Below are 17,378 nucleotides of genomic sequence, written 5' to 3' on the forward strand. Positions count from 1 at the left end.
GTTGAGAAGTTTTGCTGAAACGAGGAGACACAGCACCATGACCCAGACGATCGAGAAACGCGAGAACGGACGCGCGGACGCCCAGTCGACGATGCAGAAGCCGCCGGTGGTTTCGGCACAGGCATGGGAAGCGGCCCGGCAGGAAATGCTGGTAAAGGAAAAGGCGCACACCCGCGCCCGCGATGCGTTGGCCGCCGAGCGTCGGCGGATGCCCTGGACGGCCGTGACCAAGAACTACGTGTTCGAGGGCTCCGACGGCAAGGCGAGCCTGCTTGACCTCTTTGCCGGCCGGCGCCAGTTGATCGTCTACCGCGCCTTCTACGAACCGGGCGTGCATGGCTGGCCCGATCACGGCTGCCGGGGCTGCTCGATGGTCGCCGATCAGGTTGCGCATCTGTCGCACCTTAACGCCCGTGACACGACCCTGGTCTTTGCCTCGCGCGCCCCGCAGGCGGATATTGCCAGGCTGAAGGCACGGATGGGCTGGACCATGCCCTGGTACACCATCACCGACAGCTTCGATGCTGATTTCGACGTGGGCGAGTGGCACGGCCACAATGTCTTCTTCCGCGACGGCGAAGAGCTGTTTCGCACCTACCTCGTCAACAGCCGCGGCGACGAACAGATGGGTAGCACCTGGAACTATCTCGACATCACCCCGCTCGGCCGACAGGAAGTGTGGGAGGATTCGCCGGCCGGATATCCGCAGACCCCGACCTACAAGTGGTGGAACTGGAACGACAGCTACGTTGAAGGCGCTGCCCCCGACAAAAGATGGGTCGAAGTATCGGATGCCGGCGAGGCCGCGATGCGCGCCTCCGACACGAGCGCGAAGCCATGAGCATCGGCGCCCGCTCCGGTGAGCGCGACGGGCGGGCGCCCTCCCTCGCCCGTTTGGTAGCTGCGGGGTTGGCGCTTGCCGCCGCCCCCACCTTCGCCCTGATGGCGGTTCTTTCCAACATGGGAACCGCCGGGGCCGATCCGATGCTGTGTAGCGGCGCCGGACAAACTGTGATCGGCGGGATGACCGCCATGTATCTGCTGATGGGCGCCTTTCACCTTCAGCCCTGGCTGAAACTGATCGACATCAGAAAGGGCTGAGGGATCGGCCTCGCCCCCGGCGCCTGTCAGTTGCGGGCGTCGGGAGCTGAAAAATCATCCGTCGACATGCTATTGTCGCACGGCACGCAAAAGATGTGGAAACGCCGATGGGCATATGTCCCTGAAATCGGCGAGTGGGCATGCTGCCCGAGTCGGAGAAGCAAGTGACTTCTCAGCTTGAAGTACGGAACGGTTCCACTAGGTAGATTTGGCAAGATCTCCGGCCCTTGTATCGGCAGGAGAAATCAGTCGCTTTCCACCTGTGGCCGGATCCGTTCGGAAAATACAGCGAATCAGGAAGTTGACCTTGAGTGTTGCCGCCTCTCAACCGAACCCGACACGTTTCAAGAGCCGCCCGTTGCCTTTGGCGGGCGCCCTGCTGCTTTTCGTTATAGCCGCTGCGGCATCGCTCTACTATTTGAGTGGAGCGAAAGAGCCTTCGTCGGAGATCGCAGCGATTGCCCCGGCTGTGACCGGCGCTGAAGTCGACGCCGCGATGATGCAGTCGCCGAATTTCCAGATCCTGTTCAGTGACGGCGATCGCGGGCTGATGGTCTACGAGGGTTACGTCTATGTCGTGCGACTCGGCGACAAATTGCCGAATGGCCGCCGCATGATCGGATTCCAAAAACGGGACGGAAACTGGGCTGCGGTGACGCTTTGACAGCTTTCACCGCCTCCGAATTGTGGATGTTAACGCTTTGTTAACGCTCGCTTGCAAGGCACGGGGAACCCCCATTTAGCCACGGTTGCTACCCAGGGCGAACTGGCGCAACTCTTTGTTAAAGAGTCGTGAATCAGTGCTTTGGATGGTGCAGAATGATTAACAAGAAGCTACAGGATGAGCTGGTCGAGCTCGACGAAAGCCCTGCGTTCGAAGGCCGTTCTGTCATGAGCGAGCGCGCAGTCCAGGGAATTCCTCTCGCGATCGAAGCGGTGATCGGGCGCGCCAAGCTGACGGTGTCGCAGATCTCGAAACTCCATCAGGACGACACGATCCATCTCGATCGCAACTTCGGCGAACCGGTGGAACTCAAGGTCAACGGCATGGTGATCGGCCGCGGCGAAATCGTCTTCGACGAAGCCACCAACGCCATCGGCATCAAGATCATCGAAATCTCCCCGATCGGCGCCCAATAGGCTCCGACGCGTAAGGCCGCCGTCGTCAGCGGAACTTGGCTTCCACAGCCAGCAAGGCTATGTCGATAGTTCAACGACACGATCCGGTACGGGAGGAGCCTCATATGCTGATCGATGGAAAAGTCTTTATCGTTACCGGTGGCGGTTCGGGTCTGGGTGCGGCCGTCGCGCGGCAGCTGCATGGCGAGGGTGCCCGCGTGGTTCTCGCCGACGTCAACGCCGCAGCCGGCCAGCAGATGGCCGAGGAGCTTGGCAGCAACGCGCTTTTCCAGAAGACGGATGTCACCAGCGAGGTCGATGGCGCCGCCGCAGTGGCAGCGGCTCTCGATCGCTTCGGACATCTGCACGGCCTGGTGAACTGCGCCGGCATCGCGCCGGGGGAAAAGGTGCTCGGGCGCGACGGTCCGCACCGGCTTGAAAGCTTTTCGCGCGCGGTCGCGATCAACCTCATCGGCACCTTCAACATGCTGCGGCTCGCCTCAGAGGCGATCCAGCGGGAAGAGCCCGGCGAGGATGGTGAGCGCGGGGTGATCGTCAATACCGCATCGGTCGCCGCCTTCGATGGCCAGATCGGCCAGGCGGCCTATGCCGCTTCCAAGGGCGGCGTCGTCTCGATGACCCTGCCGATTGCGCGCGAACTCGCGCGCCACGGCATTCGCGTCGTCGCCATTGCGCCGGGCATCTTCGAAACACCGATGATGGCCGGCATGCCGCAGGAAGTGCAGGATTCGCTCGGCAAGAGCGTGCCCTTCCCGCAGCGCCTTGGCAAACCGGACGAATTCGCGGCACTCGTGCAGCACATCTGCGAAAACCGCATGCTGAACGGCGAAGTCATCCGCCTCGACGGCGCCCTGCGCATGGGCGCGCGCTGACACGATCGGAGCTGGTGGCGCCCGACGACCGGGCGCGTGCCAGAGCGTTCCTTTGGCACGATCAGGCGGCCCGGTCGGCCGACTTGACCACATAGGCACAACGTCGCGCGCCGGCCAGAATGTGCTCGGCGCGCTCGACCTCGACACCGGGGCCGAGCACCGCCCGAAACACGCTCAATTCTGCCCTGCAGAAGCCCTGGCAGTTGGTCGCGGCGGCACAGATCGGACAATGGTTCTCGACGAACAGCAGCGTGCCGTCGCCCGGATCCTCGCAGGCGGCCATATAGCCTTCCTGTGACCGCAATCGAACGAGCACGTCCACCCGTTCGCGCAGGCTCTCTTTCTCCACCATCGCCGCACGATAGTTCTGGCGCGTCTCGTCCTCACGCGCGGCGATCAGCCGGTCGATCGCGTCCTCGCCAAGCGTCTGCCGGATGGTGCGCAACAACTGGACGGTCAGCTCTGCATGCGTATCGGGAAACTCCGCGTGGCCGGCAGCCGTCAGCCCCCAGAACTGCGACGGACGACCGACGCCTTTTGCCTCGGACCACGACGTGGCCAGCCCCTCCTCGGCGAGACGCACCAACTGCTGGCGCACGGCCTCGCCGGTGATCGCCAGACGTTTGCCGAGCGCTGTCGCGGTCTGCGGTCCGTGTAGCTTGAGTGCAAGCATGATGCGCTCGCCCGGGGTGCGGCCGGCGCTTTGCTCTGGATTTAACAAGGGATCGCTTGACATATTCCCGCGCGCAGATTTACAAAGAATTGTCTTGCTAAATACACTCTCCTCCGTTCGCAGACAAGTGATCCGAGAGTGCCCCGCCCGCAAAGGATTTGACCATGGCCTTCGAACTTCCCGCCCTTCCCTACGCCGCCGCAGCACTTGCCGAAAACGGCATGAGCGCCGAGACGATCGAGTTTCACCACGGCAAGCATCACCAGGCCTATGTCACGGCGCTCAACGGCTTCGTCGAGAAGGACGCCTCGCTTGCAGGCCTGTCGCTGGAAGAAATCATTCGCCTCAGCCACGGCAAGGCGGAACTCGCCCCGGTCTTCAACAATGCCGGCCAGCACTGGAACCACATCCTGTTCTGGAACAACCTTTCGCCGAAGGGCGGTCAGATCCCCGGCGTGCTCGATAAGAAGATCACCGAAGATTTCGGCAGCGTCGCTGCCTTCAAGGATGCCTTCAAGGCAGCCGCCACCGGCCAGTTCGGTTCGGGCTGGGCCTGGCTGGTGCTCGGCCAGGACGGCAAGCTGAAGGTGACGAAGACCGCCAATGGCTCCAACCCGGTTGCCACCAATGAAGGCAAGGCGCTGCTCGGCCTCGATGTCTGGGAGCACGCCTATTACATCGACTACCGCAATCGTCGCCCGGACTACGCGTCGAACTTCCTCGACAAGCTTGCCAACTATGAGTTTGCCGAAGCGGAGCTCAAGTCCGCCTGACCGACTGAAGGCGGTGCGGGCTGGAAAGAGTTCGCGAGCCGATCGGTCGAAGAGTTGCAGCAGCCGCTCGCCCCCGCCTGAGCTCAGGCTTCTGCAAATCCCGTGGCGTCTCCCCGCCGCCACGGGCTATTTCATCTCGGAACGAGCCCCATGCGCCAGACACCTCCGCCCTCCCTCGCCATCGACGCCCATGCCGACCTGGCGGTGTCGAAACCGGAGTTCGCCGACACCCTGTCGCATCTCGCCGCCACCGTCTGCGTGGCGAGCGCCGGCAATGGCCCCGACAGTCTCGGCCGGACGGTGACGGCGACCTTCTCGCTCTCTGCCAACCCGCCGTCGATTGTCATTTCGATCAAGGCGGACAGTCCGCTTGCCGCGCTGATCGCCGCCGAGCGAGGGTTTTCGCTCGCCATGCTGGCTGAGGGCCAGGAGCTGATCGCAGATGCCTTTGCCGGCAAGATCGAAGCGTCGAAGCGCTATCTCGTCGGCATATGGGCTGAGTGGCCGAGCGGACGGCCAAGGCTGCTCGGCGCGGCTGCCACGCTCGACTGCCTGCTCAGCGCTTCGATCGAGGTGGGCGACCATATGCTGTTCGTGGGAACAATTGTCGCAACCCAGACGTCTGCTCATGCCGACCCCTTGATCTGGGGCCGCCGCCGGTATCAGTCTCTCGACAGGACGAGATCGCTGACGCTGGCGAGCAATGGGCATGCGCCCCTTACCCCAAGCAAGCCTGCGGCCTGAAGCGGCGATCGCGGAGGAGGAAGCCATGCGGCAAGTGCTCGAAAAGCTCTTACAGGACGGAAAGGACGACGCCCTTTTGCGGTTCACGCTCGGCAGCATCTGCCTCCAGGAGGCGGACTTCGATACCGCCTTGGCCCATGTGGAGCGGGCGATCGCCTTCGACCCGGACTATTCGGCAGCATGGAAACTGCGTGGCGCAATCCTCCTCAAGCTGGGCCGCCACCAGGAGGCAATTCAGGTCTGGCGCGAAGGCCGTACGGTCGCCGAGCGGAAGGGCGATCTGCAGGCAGCAAAGGAAATCGGCGTCTTCCTGAAACGCCTGGAGCGGCAGTGTCTCGCCGCCAACGGGAACGAGTAGCCAGCCCTGAAAAAGGCCGGGCCCGGCGGATATACCGAGCCCGGAGATATCGCGAACGATCAGTTCACTTGAAGACCGAAGGCAGCCACAGCGACAGCGCCGGTATGTAGGTGACCGCCATCAGCACTGCGATGCTGGCGCCGAAGAACGGCCAGATCGTGCGCATCGCCTCGCGGATGGATATCCCGCCGACGGCGCAGCCGACGAAGAGTACGGTTCCGACCGGCGGCGTGTTGAGGCCGATGCCGGCATTGAGGATCATCACCACACCGAAATGCACCGGATCGATGCCGAAGGCCTTGACCACGGGCAACAGCACTGGCGTGCAGATGATCACCATCGGCGCCATGTCCATGAAGGTGCCGAGGATCAAAAGGATGATGTTGATGACGAGCAGCACGATGATCGGGTTTTCCGAGATCGCGCCGATCGCACTGATCATCAATGCCTGCACCTGAAGGAACGCCATCAGCCAGCCGAAGGACGCCGCCATGCCGATGACGAGCAGCACCATGGCCGTCGTGCGCACCGCCCCCATCACCGCCTCGACGAAGCCCGTCCAATCCAGCTCGCGATAAACAAGCATGGCGACGAGGAAGGCATAGAGCACGGCAATGCACGAGCTTTCCGTGGCGGTGAAGACGCCGGAGCGCACGCCGCCAAAGATGATGCCGATCAGCACGATGCCGGGGAACGAGGCGAGCAGGTAGTAGAAGACCTTGGCAAAGCCAGGAAACGGTTCGGACGGATAGCCCCGGCGCCTGGCAACGACATAGGCCGTCACCATCAGCGCAAGCGCGAGCAAGAGCCCCGGGATGATGCCGGCGGTAAAGAGATCGGCAACCGAAACATTACCGCCAGCGGCGATCGAATAGAGGATCATGTTGTGCGACGGCGGAACCATCAGCGCGATAATCGCCGCATTGACGGTGACGTTGACGGCATAGTCGCGGTCGTAGCCGCGCTTGGCCATCTGCGGGATCATCAGACCGCCGACCGCAGAGGCGTCAGCCACCGCCGAGCCGGAGATGCCTCCGAAGAGCGTCGAGGCGACGATATTGACCTGCCCGAGGCCGCCGCGCAGGTGGCCGACGAGGCCGGCCGCAAACTGGATCAGCCGGTTGGCGATGCCGCCGCGCACCATCAGGTCACCGGCAAAGATGAAGAACGGGATCGCCATCATGGCAAAGACGTTCATGCCCGAATTCAGCTGCTGAAACACGACCACCGGCGGCAGGCCGAGATAGAGCACGGTCGCGAACGAAGCGATGCCGAGGCAGAAGGCGATCGGCGTGCCGATGAGCATCAGGAGGGTGAAGACCCCAAAGAGGATAGTGTAAGCCATTCAGGCCATCTCCTGCACGACGACATCGGCTGCGAGTTCGACGCCGAGAAACTGGTCGATAAATCGCTCCGCGGCAAAAAGGGCGATCAAGGCGCCACCGACGATCAGCGGGAAAAAGTCGACGCCGCCGGGCCATCCGAGAACCGGAATGGTCGCCGTCCAGGTGCCGGCCGAAAGGAGCAGGCCGTAATAGGCCATCGCTAACCCGAACACGACGATCAGCCCGAGGCTCGCCAGATCCATGGCAAGCTGCACCGACGGCTTCATCACGTGTCGGACGACATCGAGGCCGAGATGCACGCTTTCGCGTACACCGACGGCGGCGCCGAGCATGATGAACCAGGCCATGAGATGAAGAGCCAAGGGCTCCGACCAGCTCGGAGAGTCGTTGAGCACGTAGCGGGCAAAGACCTGCCAGCCGACGATCAGGGTCATGGCGACCATGCCGATGCCGGCGATGTAGAGCGAAGCGCGGCTCAGCGCGCCTAGAAGCGGACGTATCGTCCGCATGAAACGACGCATGTTTCTTCCTCCTCCGCAAAGGCGATCCGGTAAACAGTTGAAAAGGCCGGCCCCGATCCCGGAGCCGGCCTCACCGCTGTCACTTGACCGCCTTTACCCTTTCGAGAAGGTCCTTCAGCTTCGGGTCGCTGACGAACTGGTCGTAGACCGGCCCCATCGCGGCTGCGAACTCCTCCTTGTTGACCTTGATCACGTTCGCACCGGCAGCGCGGACCTTCTCCTCGGAAGCCTTTTCGCGCGCGCTCCAAAGCTCGCGCATCTTGCCGACGCTGTCCTTGGCCGCTTGGCGAAGCAGCGTCTGATCCTCAGGCGAGAGCTTGTCCCAGCTCGTCTTGGAAATGACGAGGATCTCCGGATTGAGCGAATGTTCGGTCAGAGAATAGTTCTTGGCCACCTCGAAATGGCGGGCGGATTCGTAGGATGGCCAGTTGTTTTCGGCACCATCGACGACGCCCGTCTCGAGCGAGGAATAGACTTCGCCCATCGGCATCGGCGTCGGGTTGGCGCCGAAGGCCTGCATCATCGCGATCCAGAGATCGGATTGCTGCACGCGGATCTTCAGGCCTTTCAGGTCAGCCAGTTTCTCGATCGGCTTCTTGGTCGTGTAGAAGGAACGCGCGCCGCTATCGTAGAAGGCAAGACCGATCAAGCCATGCGGTTCGAAGGCTGCGAGGATTTCGTCGCCGATCGGGCCGTCGACTGTGTTGTGCATATGTTCCGTCGAGCGGAACAGGAAAGGCATGCCGAGGACCATCGTCTCCTTGACGAGGTTGTTGAAGGGTGCTGCGTTGACGCGGTTCATGTCGATGACGCCGAAGCGGGTCTGTTCGATCGTGTCCTTCTCGCCGCCGAGAACGCCGTTGTTCATGACCTCGATCTTGATGCGACCGTTGGTGCGCTCGGAGAGCAATTGCCCCATGTATTTGACCGCATCGACGGTCGGGTAGCCATCCGGATGGATGTCGGCCGAACGCAGGGTGATTTCCTGCGCCTGCGCCGCTGTGCCGGCAAACGCCAGCCCCATGGCGACGCAAAGCATGCTTGCAATTTTCTTCATGTTTTCCTCCTCCTATAGTCGTGCTTCGGCCTCTCCCAAGACCGGGTTGCTGCCCATCCGGGCCGGCATGCGAAATCTCCTTGTTGTGGGTTCCGCGGGCGCCTCCCAGCACCCGCGGCAACTACACCGCGGCGAAGGCCGGCAGCTTGAACAGGCGTTCCGGGTTCTCGACGAGAGCCAGATGTCTGGCCCGTTCGTCCGGAAGCCAGCCGAGCACGAGGTCTGCCAGCCGTGCATCGTCGGGATAGTCTTCTGTCTTGCGGATCATGTTGTGCGGCCAGTTCGAGCCCCATACGATGCGCTCTGGCGCATGCGCGGCGATCTTCCTGGAGACGGCTGCGACATCCCCATAGGGCCACCCGTCGCGCGAACTCTCGTAGACGCCGGCGAACTTGAACCAGACATTGTCGCGATCAATCATCTTCAAGAGAGCCGCGATCTCCGGTCCATCCGGATCGACGCCGGCAAAGAACTTGCCGTGGTGATCGAGCACCCAGCGTGACCGGATGCGCGCCAGCCGCGGCAGATGGTCGAGCAGCCGGTTGCCGTCGAACTGCACGGCTATCATCCAATCTGCCGCATGTGCCCGCGCATCGACCGCTTCCAACGCATCGAGCCCCACCGCCCCTCCAGGCAGATCCATGATACGGGCACCGACAACGCCCGCGTCGCTGAGCGCGCCGATGTCCGCATCGGACGTGGTTTCGTCGATGACGGCGACGCCGCGCGCGACATCGCCCATCTCGGCCAGGCAGGCGAGCAGATTGGCGTTATCCTTCTGATGGGCGTTGCCCTGGGTGATGATCACCCTGTCGATGCCGAGCCAGTCCATGACCTGGCGGTAGGCGGCAGCATCCGGCAACGGCTCAACGGGCAAAGGCGGGCCGCCGGGAAGCGACGGAAACCCCGGCAGATACATGTGCATCTGCGCGTCGACCGTGCCCGTCGGCAAGCGCGGTTCAGGCGGGCGGCCGGTGAGGGTTCGCTCGATCATTGCGCGCTCTCGGGCATCTTGAACCTGGCGAGCGCGTCACGATCGATCTCGATGCCAAGGCCGGGCGCATCGGGGATGGCAACGACACCGTTGACCGCCTCGATCGGCGCCTTCAGCACCGCCTGCCGGAACGGATTTTCCGTCCGGTCGAACTCCAGGATCGGCTCGATCGGGTTGACCCGCACCGGATCCGGCGTCATCGCCGCCATGAACTGCAGCGCGGCAGCGATATGCACGCCCGTGCCCCAGACATGCGGCACGATGCGAACGCCGTGCAGCGTCGCAAGGCTCGTGATCTTCGCCATCTCGGAAAAACCGCCGCAGCCGCAGAGATCCGGCTGCAGGATGTCGACGGCACGGCTTTCGATCGCCGGCCACATGCCATAGCGGCCATGCCAGGTCTCGCCGCCGGCAACCGGGATCGGCTGGCCGGCGCTGACCGCCCGATAGGCGGAAAGCTGTTCCGGCACGACCGGCTCCTCGAACCAGTCGATGTCGTAGTCGGCCGCCGCCTTGCCAAGCCGGATCGCCTCGGTGACGGTGTAGCCGTGGTTGGCGTCGATCATCAGCCGCATCTCGTCGCCGATCGCCTCGCGCACGGCACGAATGACACGCAGGTCTTCGTCGATGCCGAAGCCGATCTTGATCTTGCAGGCATGGAAGCCTTGCGCCCGGCGCTCGGCCATCTCCAGCGCATTGTCGGAGACCCGGTCGACGCCATCGCGCTTGAAGCTGCCGGTCGCATAGGCGCGCACGCTCTCGCGCCAGCGCCCGCCAAGCAGCATGGAAACGGAGGCACGATAGTGTTTGCCCTTGATATCCCAGAGCGCGATATCGATGCCGGAAAGGGCGGTGACCGCAAGCCCGCGCTGCCCCTGATCGCGCAGCGCGTTGTAGAGGATCGCCCAGAGCTTTTCCGTCTGGCGCGGGTCCTGGCCGATCAGCCAGGGCGTGTACGCCGCAACCACCGCCGCATTCGGCCGCGCCGGGCCGAGGCACTCGCCCCAGCCGATCGTGCCGTCGTCGCATTCGATCTCGACCAGCACATGGGCGCGACGGTCAAAACGCATGGAGGCGCTTTCGAACGGCACGGCCAGCCGATGTTCGAGAAGGTGGGTGCGGACGGCGACGATCTTCATGGGCTATCCTCGCAAAACGCTCATTTCTGACGCTTGTTCGCACCGATGAGCGCGTCGAGCATGGCGACTTCCTCCTCGGTCAAGTCTTTCAGCGGCGCACGCACCGGACCGGCATCAAAACCCTGCAGCCGCACGCCGGCCTTGATCGCCGACACCGCATAGCCCTTGGCGCGGTTGCGGATGGCCATGAACGGATAGAAGAAGTCGTTGAGGATGCGCTCGCAGGTGGCGCGCTCGCCGGCGCGAAGGGCGGCATAGAACTCATTGGCAAGGCCCGGCACGAAGTTGAAGACGGCCGAGGAATAGGTGGTGAAGCCGGCACCGAGATAGGCCTCGGCAAACAGTTCCGCCGTCGGCATGCCACCGAGATACATCAGCCGGTCGCCCATCTTGGCGGTGACCTGGCGCACCAGCCCGATGTCGCCGGTGCCATCCTTGAAGCCGATCAGGTTCGGGCATTCGTCGCACAGCCTTGCGAGCGTGTCGGCCTGCAGCACCGCGTTGTCGCGGTTATAGACCATGACGCCGATGCCGACCGACTGGCAGATCGTCTTCACATGGGCATAAAGCCCTTCCTGCGGCGCATCGATCAGATAGTGCGGCAGAAGCAGGATGCCGTCGGCACCGACGCGCTCGACCGAACGAGCGATGTCGACCGCCATCTCCGTGCCATAGCCGCAGCCCGAGACGATCGCCGTGTCGCCGGAAACGTCCTTGGCCGCCCTGACGATGCCGGGGATCTCGTCCGGCTTCAGCGAAAAGAACTCGCCGGTGCCACCGGCCGCAAACAGAACCGGCGCCTTGTAGCCGGCCAGCCACTCGACATGCGCCCGATAGCTGTCCGGCGCAAACCGACCCTCCGCATCGAAATGCGTCACCGGGAACGAAAGCAGGCCCGATCCAAGCGCGGCCTTGATCTGCTCAGGGTTCATTTCGTGCGGGTCCTCCCTAAAACTCGACGCGCCCTACTAAGCAAGTCATCAGACACATGTCAATATGTAGTAATACAAGTCATCATATAAGATCTGTGGGTCGTCTTTGTACTTCGAAAGCGACGTGATGCCATAAGGCCGAAATTCGGCGCCAAACGCCGCCAAGAGATCGCTCCTTAACAAATTCGCCTCATCGCGAAAGCATTGCAATAGAGATGTATTATATGTTAGCGGGTATCATATGATATGTGGGCGCATCGATCGCGGTGAGCGCCTGCACCGGCTTGGGGGGACAGGCGATGGAACGACTTCTGATCACCGGCGCGGCGGGGCAATTGGGCCGTGTCATGCGCGAAAGGCTGGCGCCATTGGCAAGGACGATCCGTCTAGCAGATCGCGCGCCGCTCGATCCGCCGGGTGAAAACGAGGAATGCGTTCAGTGCGACCTGGCCGACCGGGGCGCCGTCAACGAGCTTGTCGTCGGATGCGATGCGATCGTGCATCTGGGCGGCATTTCGGTCGAACGTCCGTTCTCGGAAATCCTCGACGGCAATATTCTCGGCCTCTACAATCTCTATGAGGCGGCGCGCGCCAACAACAAGCCACGCATCCTCTTTGCCAGCACCAACCACACGATCGGCTACTATCCGCAAGGCGAACGGCTCGGCCCGAACGCGCCCTACCGGCCCGACGGGCTCTACGGCGTGTCGAAGTGCTTCGGCGAAGCGCTGGCGCGCATGTATTTCGAGAAGTTCGGCCAGGAGACCGCCCTGGTCCGCATCGGCTCCTGCCTGCCCGAGCCCGTCAACTATCGCATGCTCTCCACCTGGTTTTCCCATGACGACTTCGTATCCTTGACGGAGGCCGTCTTCCGTGTGCCGGTTCTCGGTTGCCCAGTCATCTGGGGCGCCTCGGCCAACGACGCCGGCTGGTGGGACAATTCGCATGTTTCCTGGCTCGGCTGGCGCCCGAAGGACAATGCCGAAGTTTTCCGTCAGAAAGTCGCCGAAAACACCCCCACGCCGCAGCCGGGCGACTCTCTCGTGCGCTATCAGGGCGGCGCCTTCGTCGATGATCCGATTTATTGAGACATCACCCTTGGTTCCCGCGCATTGCAGCCAGCCATGGATTGCGCCCTTGATCGGCAATGGCGTATCCAGACACAAAGCACCCAAGTCGCAGAAACGGCCATTCCCATGAGCAACGTCACCGCCTCCGACCCCCCCGCCTCTCAAGGCAAGACGCTGGTGGCCAAGGTAACGGACGCCCTCAGCTGCCAGATCGGCGCCGGGCATTACAAGCCTGGCGACCGCCTGCCTTCGGAAGCGCAGCTGACGCAGGAATTCGGCGTGAGCCGCACGGTCGTGCGCGAAGCGATCGCGGCGCTGCGCTCCGGCGGGCTTGTCGAGGCGCGGCACGGTATCGGTGTCTTCGTGCTGGAGCCTGCGCCTTCGACCCCGCTGCCGTTCCACGGCATCGATCTTGCGCGCGTCTCTTCGCTGATCGAAATGCTGGAACTGAGGACCGCCGTCGAAGGCGATGCCGCAGCGCTTGCCGCCCTTCGCCGTTCGCCGGCCCAGGAAGAAAAGATCGCCGAAGCGTTCGACAGTTTCTGCGAGAGCGCCGCGCAGGGGCGGCCGACGGCGGAGGCCGACTTCAACTTCCATCTGGCGATCGCCCAGGCGACCAACAACCCGCGCTTCAGCGAGTTCCTGCAGATGCTCGGCACGGCGCTCATTCCCCGCCGAGCGGTTTCGGAGAGCGGCGAGGAAACCGTGCTGGCGTCTGCGGAGCTGTCGCGATTGATCGCCGAGCACGAGGCGATCCTCATCGCCATCCAGGATGGAGACGAGGAGCAGGCGCGCAGCGCCATGCGCCAGCACCTCAAGAACAGCCAGGTGCGCTACCGCTCGATGTTGCGCGCGGCCCGCTGAGGGATCGCGTCACCAGCCCGCTCAGGCGCGGCCAAGCCGGCGTATGTTGCCCACGAGTTCGCCAGCCAGACGAAGCGCTGCCGCCGTCGCACCAGCCATCTGCGGCATGATCAGCCATTCCAGCGTCCAGGCGGCGCCGGAACGCTCCTGTTCGTGGATCAGCGCATGGTGCATGCCGGAAAGCTGGGTCGCGTTGAACCGCGCGAGCGCCACCAGAACTTCGGCTGCCACCGGGTTCTGCTTGTGCGGCATTGCCGAGGATCCGCCGCCACCCGCAAGCTCGATCTCGTCGCCCTGCTGCGCCATCAAGGCGATGTCCTGGCCGAACTTGCCGAGGCTGCCCGTGACCAGCGACAGGGCATTGGCAAAGTCCGCCACCTCCGAGCGCTGGCTGTGCCATTGCGGAAAGTCGGCGAGATCGAGTTCTTCGGCAAGCGTCGCGCGCACGTCGTCCGCCCGGTCACCGAGCTTCTCCAGCGTCCCGGCGGCGCCGCCGAACTGGACGGCGAAGAGATCGCGATCCATGGCTTCCAGCCGGTCCTTGTGATCGAGCAGCGGCTCGATCCAGCTGCGCAGCCGGTCCGACACGGTGATCGGGATCGCCGCCTGCATACGGGTGCGCCCCATCAGTCCGCGCTCGCCCCATTCGTTGTCGCACTCCTCGAGCACCGTGACGATGTTGCCGAGCCGGACGGCGAAAAGCTCGGCCACCGCCTTCATCCTGAGCATCAGGCTGGTGTCGATGACATCCTGGCTGGTGGCGCCGTAATGCACATAGTCTGCCGCCTCGCCGCCGACGATCAATCGCAACTGTCGCACGAGTTCCGGAACAACCACCCCGTCGGCCGCCACGGCCCGCCTCAGCGCGCTGACGTCGGGCGAAAAGGCGCGGCACGCCTCGGTGATCCGGTCGGCAGCCTTGGCCGGAATGATGCCGTGCACGGCCTCGGCCCGCGCAAGCGCCGCCTCGAAGGCGAGCATCGCATGGATATCGGCGGAAGCCGAGAACTCGGCGGCAACCGCCTCATCCCCCAGCAACCCGGAAAGATAAGGGTGGTCGAAGGCGGAATAGGTCATGATTTCCCCGTTTCTGGTCGCGGATGCGGCTCGCCGAACGAAATGCCACCTGCTGCCCTGAATGCCGCCCATGCGGCACTCCATGTCCAGGCGTGACATTCCTGTTCAGATGTCGAGGAAGACCGTTTCCTTCTCACCCTGCAGGTGAATGTCGAAGACATAATTAGGCGCCGTTCCGGTCGCGACAAGCGTCGCGACGCGATGGCGATGTTCGATGCGCGCAAGCAGCGGATCGGCAGCGTTGGCTGCCGCCTCGTCCGGGAAATACATGCGGGTGTGAAGCCCTATGTTGATGCCCCGCGCGACGATCCAGAAGGTGATGTGCGGCGCCATTCTCCGGTCGTGGCTGTAGGGAACCTGCCCCGGCTTGATGGTCTCGAAGGAAAAGACCCCGTCTTCGGCGCCCGTTGCACAGCGCCCCCAGCCGGTGAAGTTTGCGTCCGCAGCACCGCGTATCTCGGTCGGCGAATTGTAGAACCCGGCGGCATCCGCCTGCCAGATCTCGACGAGTGCGTCTTTCAACGGCGCGCCGGCGCCGTCGATCACCCGTCCGGTGATAGTAATGCGCTCGCCACGCGTCTCAGCGTTCACCATCCGCGATCCGAGGTCAGCCTCGTAGACGCCGGTGATGCCGCAGAAGTTCGGGGTGAGGCCGATATGCACGTAGGGCCCGGCCGTTTGCGAGGGCGTCTCCTTGAGGTAGCCGAGTTGCTGAACCATCAGTTGCCCTCCAGCCGGTTCTCGAACAGTGTCGAGCGGCGTCCCCGCAGCACGATATCGAACTTGTAGGCCCGTGCGTCGAAGGGAATGGTGTTTGCCCAGTCGAGCGGGGCGATCAATTGTTCTACCGCCTGGCGGTCCGGGATGGTGTTGACGATCGGACACTTCCAGATCATCGGGTCGCCCTCGAAATACATCTGGGTGATCAGCCGCTGCGCGAAACCATGGCCGAAGACCGAGAAATGGATATGCGCCGGGCGCCAGTCATTGACGCCGTTCGGCCAGGGATAGGGGCCGGGCTTGATCGTCCGGAAAGCGTAGCCCCCTTCCGCGTCGGTTATCGTGCGGCCGCAGCCGCCGAAGTTCGGATCGAGCGGCGCGAGATAGCTTTCCTTCTTGTGGCGGTAGCGGCCGCCGGCATTGGCCTGCCAGAATTCGAGCAGCGCCCCAGGCACGGCGCGACCGCGCTCGTCGAGCACGCGGCCATGCACGATGATGCGTTCGCCAATGGCGCTCTCACCGGGCTTGGCGAAATTGTGGATGAGGTCGTTGTCGAGTTCGCCGACGACCGAATGCCCGAAGACCGGGCCGGTAATTTCCGAAATCGTGCCGTCGAACGAAAGCAGCGCCTTTTGAGGCGAGCGCAGCACCGAGGTCTTGTAGCCCGGCGTCAGCGCCGGCGCATGCCATCCACGGTCGCGTGGGAAAAAGGCGCCCGTCTCCGGCTTTCCATTGGTTCTGTCGGACATCGCTTCCTCCCGTCAGGCCGCCGTGCCGGCATCGATCTCGGCAAAGACCTGCTTGGCGATCTTGATCGCGTGGTTGGCCGCTGGCACGCCGGCATAGATCGCCACGTGCAGCAGCGCCTCGCAGATATCCTCGCGGGTCGCACCGGTGTTGGCGGTCGCCCGCACATGCATAGCAACCTCGTCGTCCTGGCCGAGGGCTGCGAGCAACGCGATCGTCACGATCGAGCGCTCACGCGTCGTCCAGGTCGGCCGCGACCAGACATGGCCCCACGCCGCTTCGGTGATCAGCTCCTGGAAGGGGCGGTCGAATTCGGTAGAAACCGACTGCGTCCGATCCACGTGATTGTCGCCGAGCACCGCACGGCGCGTGGCCATGCCCTGGCGATAGCGATCGGAGGGCGCAGAAGCGTCACTCATGGGTCCTGTCTCCATGCATTGCAATTTCGAAGAAGGCGCGAAGCACCGCGGTCAAGGCTTCCGGGTTTTCGACGCAGGGAATGTGACCGGCATCGCGGATGACTTCGTAGCGCGCACCGGGAATGAGGCGGGCGGTGGCAAGCACGACATCCGGCGGCGTCGAGCCGTCCTGATCGCCGACGACGCAAAGCGTCGGCACGGCGATGCGGGCTGCCGCCTCGGTATAGTCGGCGTCGCGGATGGCGGCGCAGGTGGCGACGTATCCGGTTACAGGCTGACGGACGAGCATGTTGCGATAGCCGGCATAGGCGATGTTTTCCGGGCGGCGAAACGCCGGCGTGAACCAGCGCTCGAGCACGCTATCGGCAATCGCCTCGATGCCGTGTTCCTCTACCGCCGCGATGCGTGCGGCCCAGGTCTCGGCCGTGCCGATCTTGTGCGCCGTGTCGCAAAGGACGAGCGCCCGAACCAGATCGGGCCGTCGCTGGTAGAGCGACTGCGCAATCAGGCCGCCGACCGAGAGGCCGCAGATGATCGCCTGCTTGACCGAGAGCATGTCGAGCAGGCCGGCAAGGTCGTTCGCATGGTCCTCGATCGCATAGGGTGTGGGCCCGATATCCGAGAGGCCATGGCCGCGTTTGTCGTAGAGGACGATGGCAAAATCGCCGGCAAGACGGACGATGACATCGCGCCAGATGCGAAAATCCGTGCCGAGCGAATTGGCGAAAACCAGCACCGGCCGGTCGCCGGTGGCGCCGATCACCTGATAGTGGATCGTAATGTCGTTGATACGGGCAAACTGCACGGGCTCTCTCCTCCGCCACCAAATTG

General features: G+C 63.5%; 22 protein-coding genes. 10 read left to right on the forward strand and 12 right to left on the reverse strand.

All coding sequences use genetic code 11. The features are described 5' to 3' along the window. Positions 1 to 37: 37 nt before the first annotated feature. From IB277_RS24150 to IB277_RS24170, 5 genes are all read left to right on the forward strand, one after another. Entirely contained in the window at positions 38 to 841 is an 804-nt protein-coding gene (locus IB277_RS24150; protein ID WP_034800067.1) for a DUF899 domain-containing protein, read from the forward strand. Beyond that, positions 838 to 1,101 (forward strand): hypothetical protein, encoded by a 264-nt coding sequence (locus IB277_RS24155; RefSeq protein WP_034800066.1) that lies wholly within the window; start codon positions 838 to 840, stop codon positions 1,099 to 1,101. Before IB277_RS24150 ends, IB277_RS24155 begins: the two co-directional genes overlap by 4 nt. A 307-nt stretch (positions 1,102 to 1,408) precedes the next feature. Continuing rightward, positions 1,409 to 1,765, forward strand: a complete 357-nt coding sequence (locus IB277_RS24160) for a hypothetical protein (protein ID WP_127890830.1) — start codon at positions 1,409 to 1,411, stop codon at positions 1,763 to 1,765. Positions 1,766 to 1,920: 155 nt separating this feature from the next. Continuing rightward, the gene (locus tag IB277_RS24165) at positions 1,921 to 2,241 is read left to right on the forward strand and encodes a FliM/FliN family flagellar motor switch protein (RefSeq protein ID WP_051659531.1); all 321 of its coding nucleotides are present in this window, start codon (positions 1,921 to 1,923) and stop codon (positions 2,239 to 2,241) included. A 104-nt stretch (positions 2,242 to 2,345) separates the two neighbouring features. Next, a complete protein-coding gene (locus IB277_RS24170) occupies positions 2,346 to 3,113 on the forward strand; it encodes a 3-hydroxyacyl-CoA dehydrogenase (RefSeq protein WP_112985970.1) in 768 nt (255 codons plus the stop codon). A gap of 61 nt (positions 3,114 to 3,174) precedes the next feature. On the opposite strand, the gene IB277_RS24175 is transcribed toward IB277_RS24170, so the two are convergent. After that, positions 3,175 to 3,786 carry a metalloregulator ArsR/SmtB family transcription factor gene (locus IB277_RS24175; protein WP_034800063.1) on the reverse strand — a complete coding sequence of 204 codons (612 nt, stop codon included), beginning with the start codon at positions 3,784 to 3,786 and terminating at the stop codon, positions 3,175 to 3,177. A 164-nt stretch (positions 3,787 to 3,950) separates the two neighbouring features. Between IB277_RS24175 and IB277_RS24180 the strand changes: the two genes are divergently transcribed. The 3 genes from IB277_RS24180 (at position 3,951) to IB277_RS24190 (ending at position 5,661) form a co-directional block, all read left to right on the forward strand. Beyond that, positions 3,951 to 4,559, forward strand: a complete 609-nt coding sequence (locus IB277_RS24180; RefSeq protein ID WP_060520511.1) for a superoxide dismutase — start codon at positions 3,951 to 3,953, stop codon at positions 4,557 to 4,559. A gap of 150 nt (positions 4,560 to 4,709) precedes the next feature. Next, positions 4,710 to 5,303 carry a flavin reductase family protein gene (locus tag IB277_RS24185; protein ID WP_063979538.1) on the forward strand — a complete coding sequence of 198 codons (594 nt, stop codon included), beginning with the start codon at positions 4,710 to 4,712 and terminating at the stop codon, positions 5,301 to 5,303. Positions 5,304 to 5,328: 25 nt separating this feature from the next. Continuing rightward, the gene (locus IB277_RS24190) at positions 5,329 to 5,661 is read left to right on the forward strand and encodes a tetratricopeptide repeat protein (protein WP_034800062.1); all 333 of its coding nucleotides are present in this window, start codon (positions 5,329 to 5,331) and stop codon (positions 5,659 to 5,661) included. A gap of 64 nt (positions 5,662 to 5,725) precedes the next feature. Here IB277_RS24190 and IB277_RS24195 read toward each other — a convergent pair whose 3' ends face one another. The 6 genes from IB277_RS24195 to kdgD all read right to left on the reverse strand — a co-directional run bounded on the left by IB277_RS24195 (position 5,726) and on the right by kdgD (position 11,650). Beyond that, the gene (locus IB277_RS24195; protein WP_034800061.1) at positions 5,726 to 7,006 is read right to left on the reverse strand and encodes a TRAP transporter large permease; all 1,281 of its coding nucleotides are present in this window, start codon (positions 7,004 to 7,006) and stop codon (positions 5,726 to 5,728) included. Beyond that, on the reverse strand, positions 7,007 to 7,528 hold the full coding sequence (locus IB277_RS24200; protein WP_192371973.1) for a TRAP transporter small permease: 522 nt from the start codon (positions 7,526 to 7,528) through the stop codon (positions 7,007 to 7,009). Between the two features lie 79 nt (positions 7,529 to 7,607). After that, complete coding sequence (locus tag IB277_RS24205) at positions 7,608 to 8,585, reverse strand: TRAP transporter substrate-binding protein (RefSeq protein ID WP_060520509.1); 978 nt, start codon at positions 8,583 to 8,585, stop codon at positions 7,608 to 7,610. A gap of 121 nt (positions 8,586 to 8,706) precedes the next feature. After that, on the reverse strand, positions 8,707 to 9,579 hold the full coding sequence (locus IB277_RS24210; protein WP_246812815.1) for an amidohydrolase family protein: 873 nt from the start codon (positions 9,577 to 9,579) through the stop codon (positions 8,707 to 8,709). Continuing rightward, entirely contained in the window at positions 9,576 to 10,718 is a 1,143-nt protein-coding gene (locus tag IB277_RS24215) for a mandelate racemase/muconate lactonizing enzyme family protein (RefSeq protein ID WP_192371974.1), read from the reverse strand. Before IB277_RS24215 ends, IB277_RS24210 begins: the two co-directional genes overlap by 4 nt. Before the next feature lie 20 nt (positions 10,719 to 10,738). Next, complete coding sequence (kdgD, locus tag IB277_RS24220; protein ID WP_089046333.1) at positions 10,739 to 11,650, reverse strand: 5-dehydro-4-deoxyglucarate dehydratase; 912 nt, start codon at positions 11,648 to 11,650, stop codon at positions 10,739 to 10,741. Between the two features lie 299 nt (positions 11,651 to 11,949). Here kdgD and IB277_RS24225 point away from each other — a divergent pair, with 299 nt between their 5' ends. After that, the gene (locus tag IB277_RS24225) at positions 11,950 to 12,738 is read left to right on the forward strand and encodes an NAD(P)-dependent oxidoreductase (protein WP_060520899.1); all 789 of its coding nucleotides are present in this window, start codon (positions 11,950 to 11,952) and stop codon (positions 12,736 to 12,738) included. Positions 12,739 to 12,846: 108 nt separating this feature from the next. After that, the gene (locus IB277_RS24230) at positions 12,847 to 13,584 is read left to right on the forward strand and encodes a FadR/GntR family transcriptional regulator (RefSeq protein WP_192371975.1); all 738 of its coding nucleotides are present in this window, start codon (positions 12,847 to 12,849) and stop codon (positions 13,582 to 13,584) included. A gap of 21 nt (positions 13,585 to 13,605) precedes the next feature. On the opposite strand, the gene IB277_RS24235 is transcribed toward IB277_RS24230, so the two are convergent. The 5 genes from IB277_RS24235 to pcaD form a co-directional block, all read right to left on the reverse strand. After that, the gene (locus tag IB277_RS24235; protein WP_060520905.1) at positions 13,606 to 14,661 is read right to left on the reverse strand and encodes a 3-carboxy-cis,cis-muconate cycloisomerase; all 1,056 of its coding nucleotides are present in this window, start codon (positions 14,659 to 14,661) and stop codon (positions 13,606 to 13,608) included. 105 nt (positions 14,662 to 14,766) lie between these two features. Continuing rightward, complete coding sequence (gene pcaG, locus IB277_RS24240; protein ID WP_060609939.1) at positions 14,767 to 15,381, reverse strand: protocatechuate 3,4-dioxygenase subunit alpha; 615 nt, start codon at positions 15,379 to 15,381, stop codon at positions 14,767 to 14,769. Then, positions 15,381 to 16,130: a protocatechuate 3,4-dioxygenase subunit beta gene (pcaH, locus tag IB277_RS24245; protein ID WP_060609941.1), complete on the reverse strand. Its 750-nt coding sequence runs from the start codon at positions 16,128 to 16,130 to the stop codon at positions 15,381 to 15,383. The genes pcaG and pcaH overlap by 1 nt, the downstream gene beginning before the upstream one ends. A 12-nt stretch (positions 16,131 to 16,142) precedes the next feature. Continuing rightward, positions 16,143 to 16,547, reverse strand: a complete 405-nt coding sequence (pcaC, locus tag IB277_RS24250) for a 4-carboxymuconolactone decarboxylase (RefSeq protein ID WP_060609944.1) — start codon at positions 16,545 to 16,547, stop codon at positions 16,143 to 16,145. Next, on the reverse strand, positions 16,540 to 17,352 hold the full coding sequence (gene pcaD, locus IB277_RS24255) for a 3-oxoadipate enol-lactonase (RefSeq protein ID WP_060529790.1): 813 nt from the start codon (positions 17,350 to 17,352) through the stop codon (positions 16,540 to 16,542). The genes pcaC and pcaD overlap by 8 nt, the downstream gene beginning before the upstream one ends. Positions 17,353 to 17,378 lie beyond the last annotated feature (26 nt).

The sequence above is a fragment of the Ensifer sp. ENS07 genome, assembly GCF_014852185.1.
Classification (GTDB): Bacteria; Pseudomonadota; Alphaproteobacteria; order Rhizobiales; family Rhizobiaceae; genus Ensifer; species Ensifer adhaerens.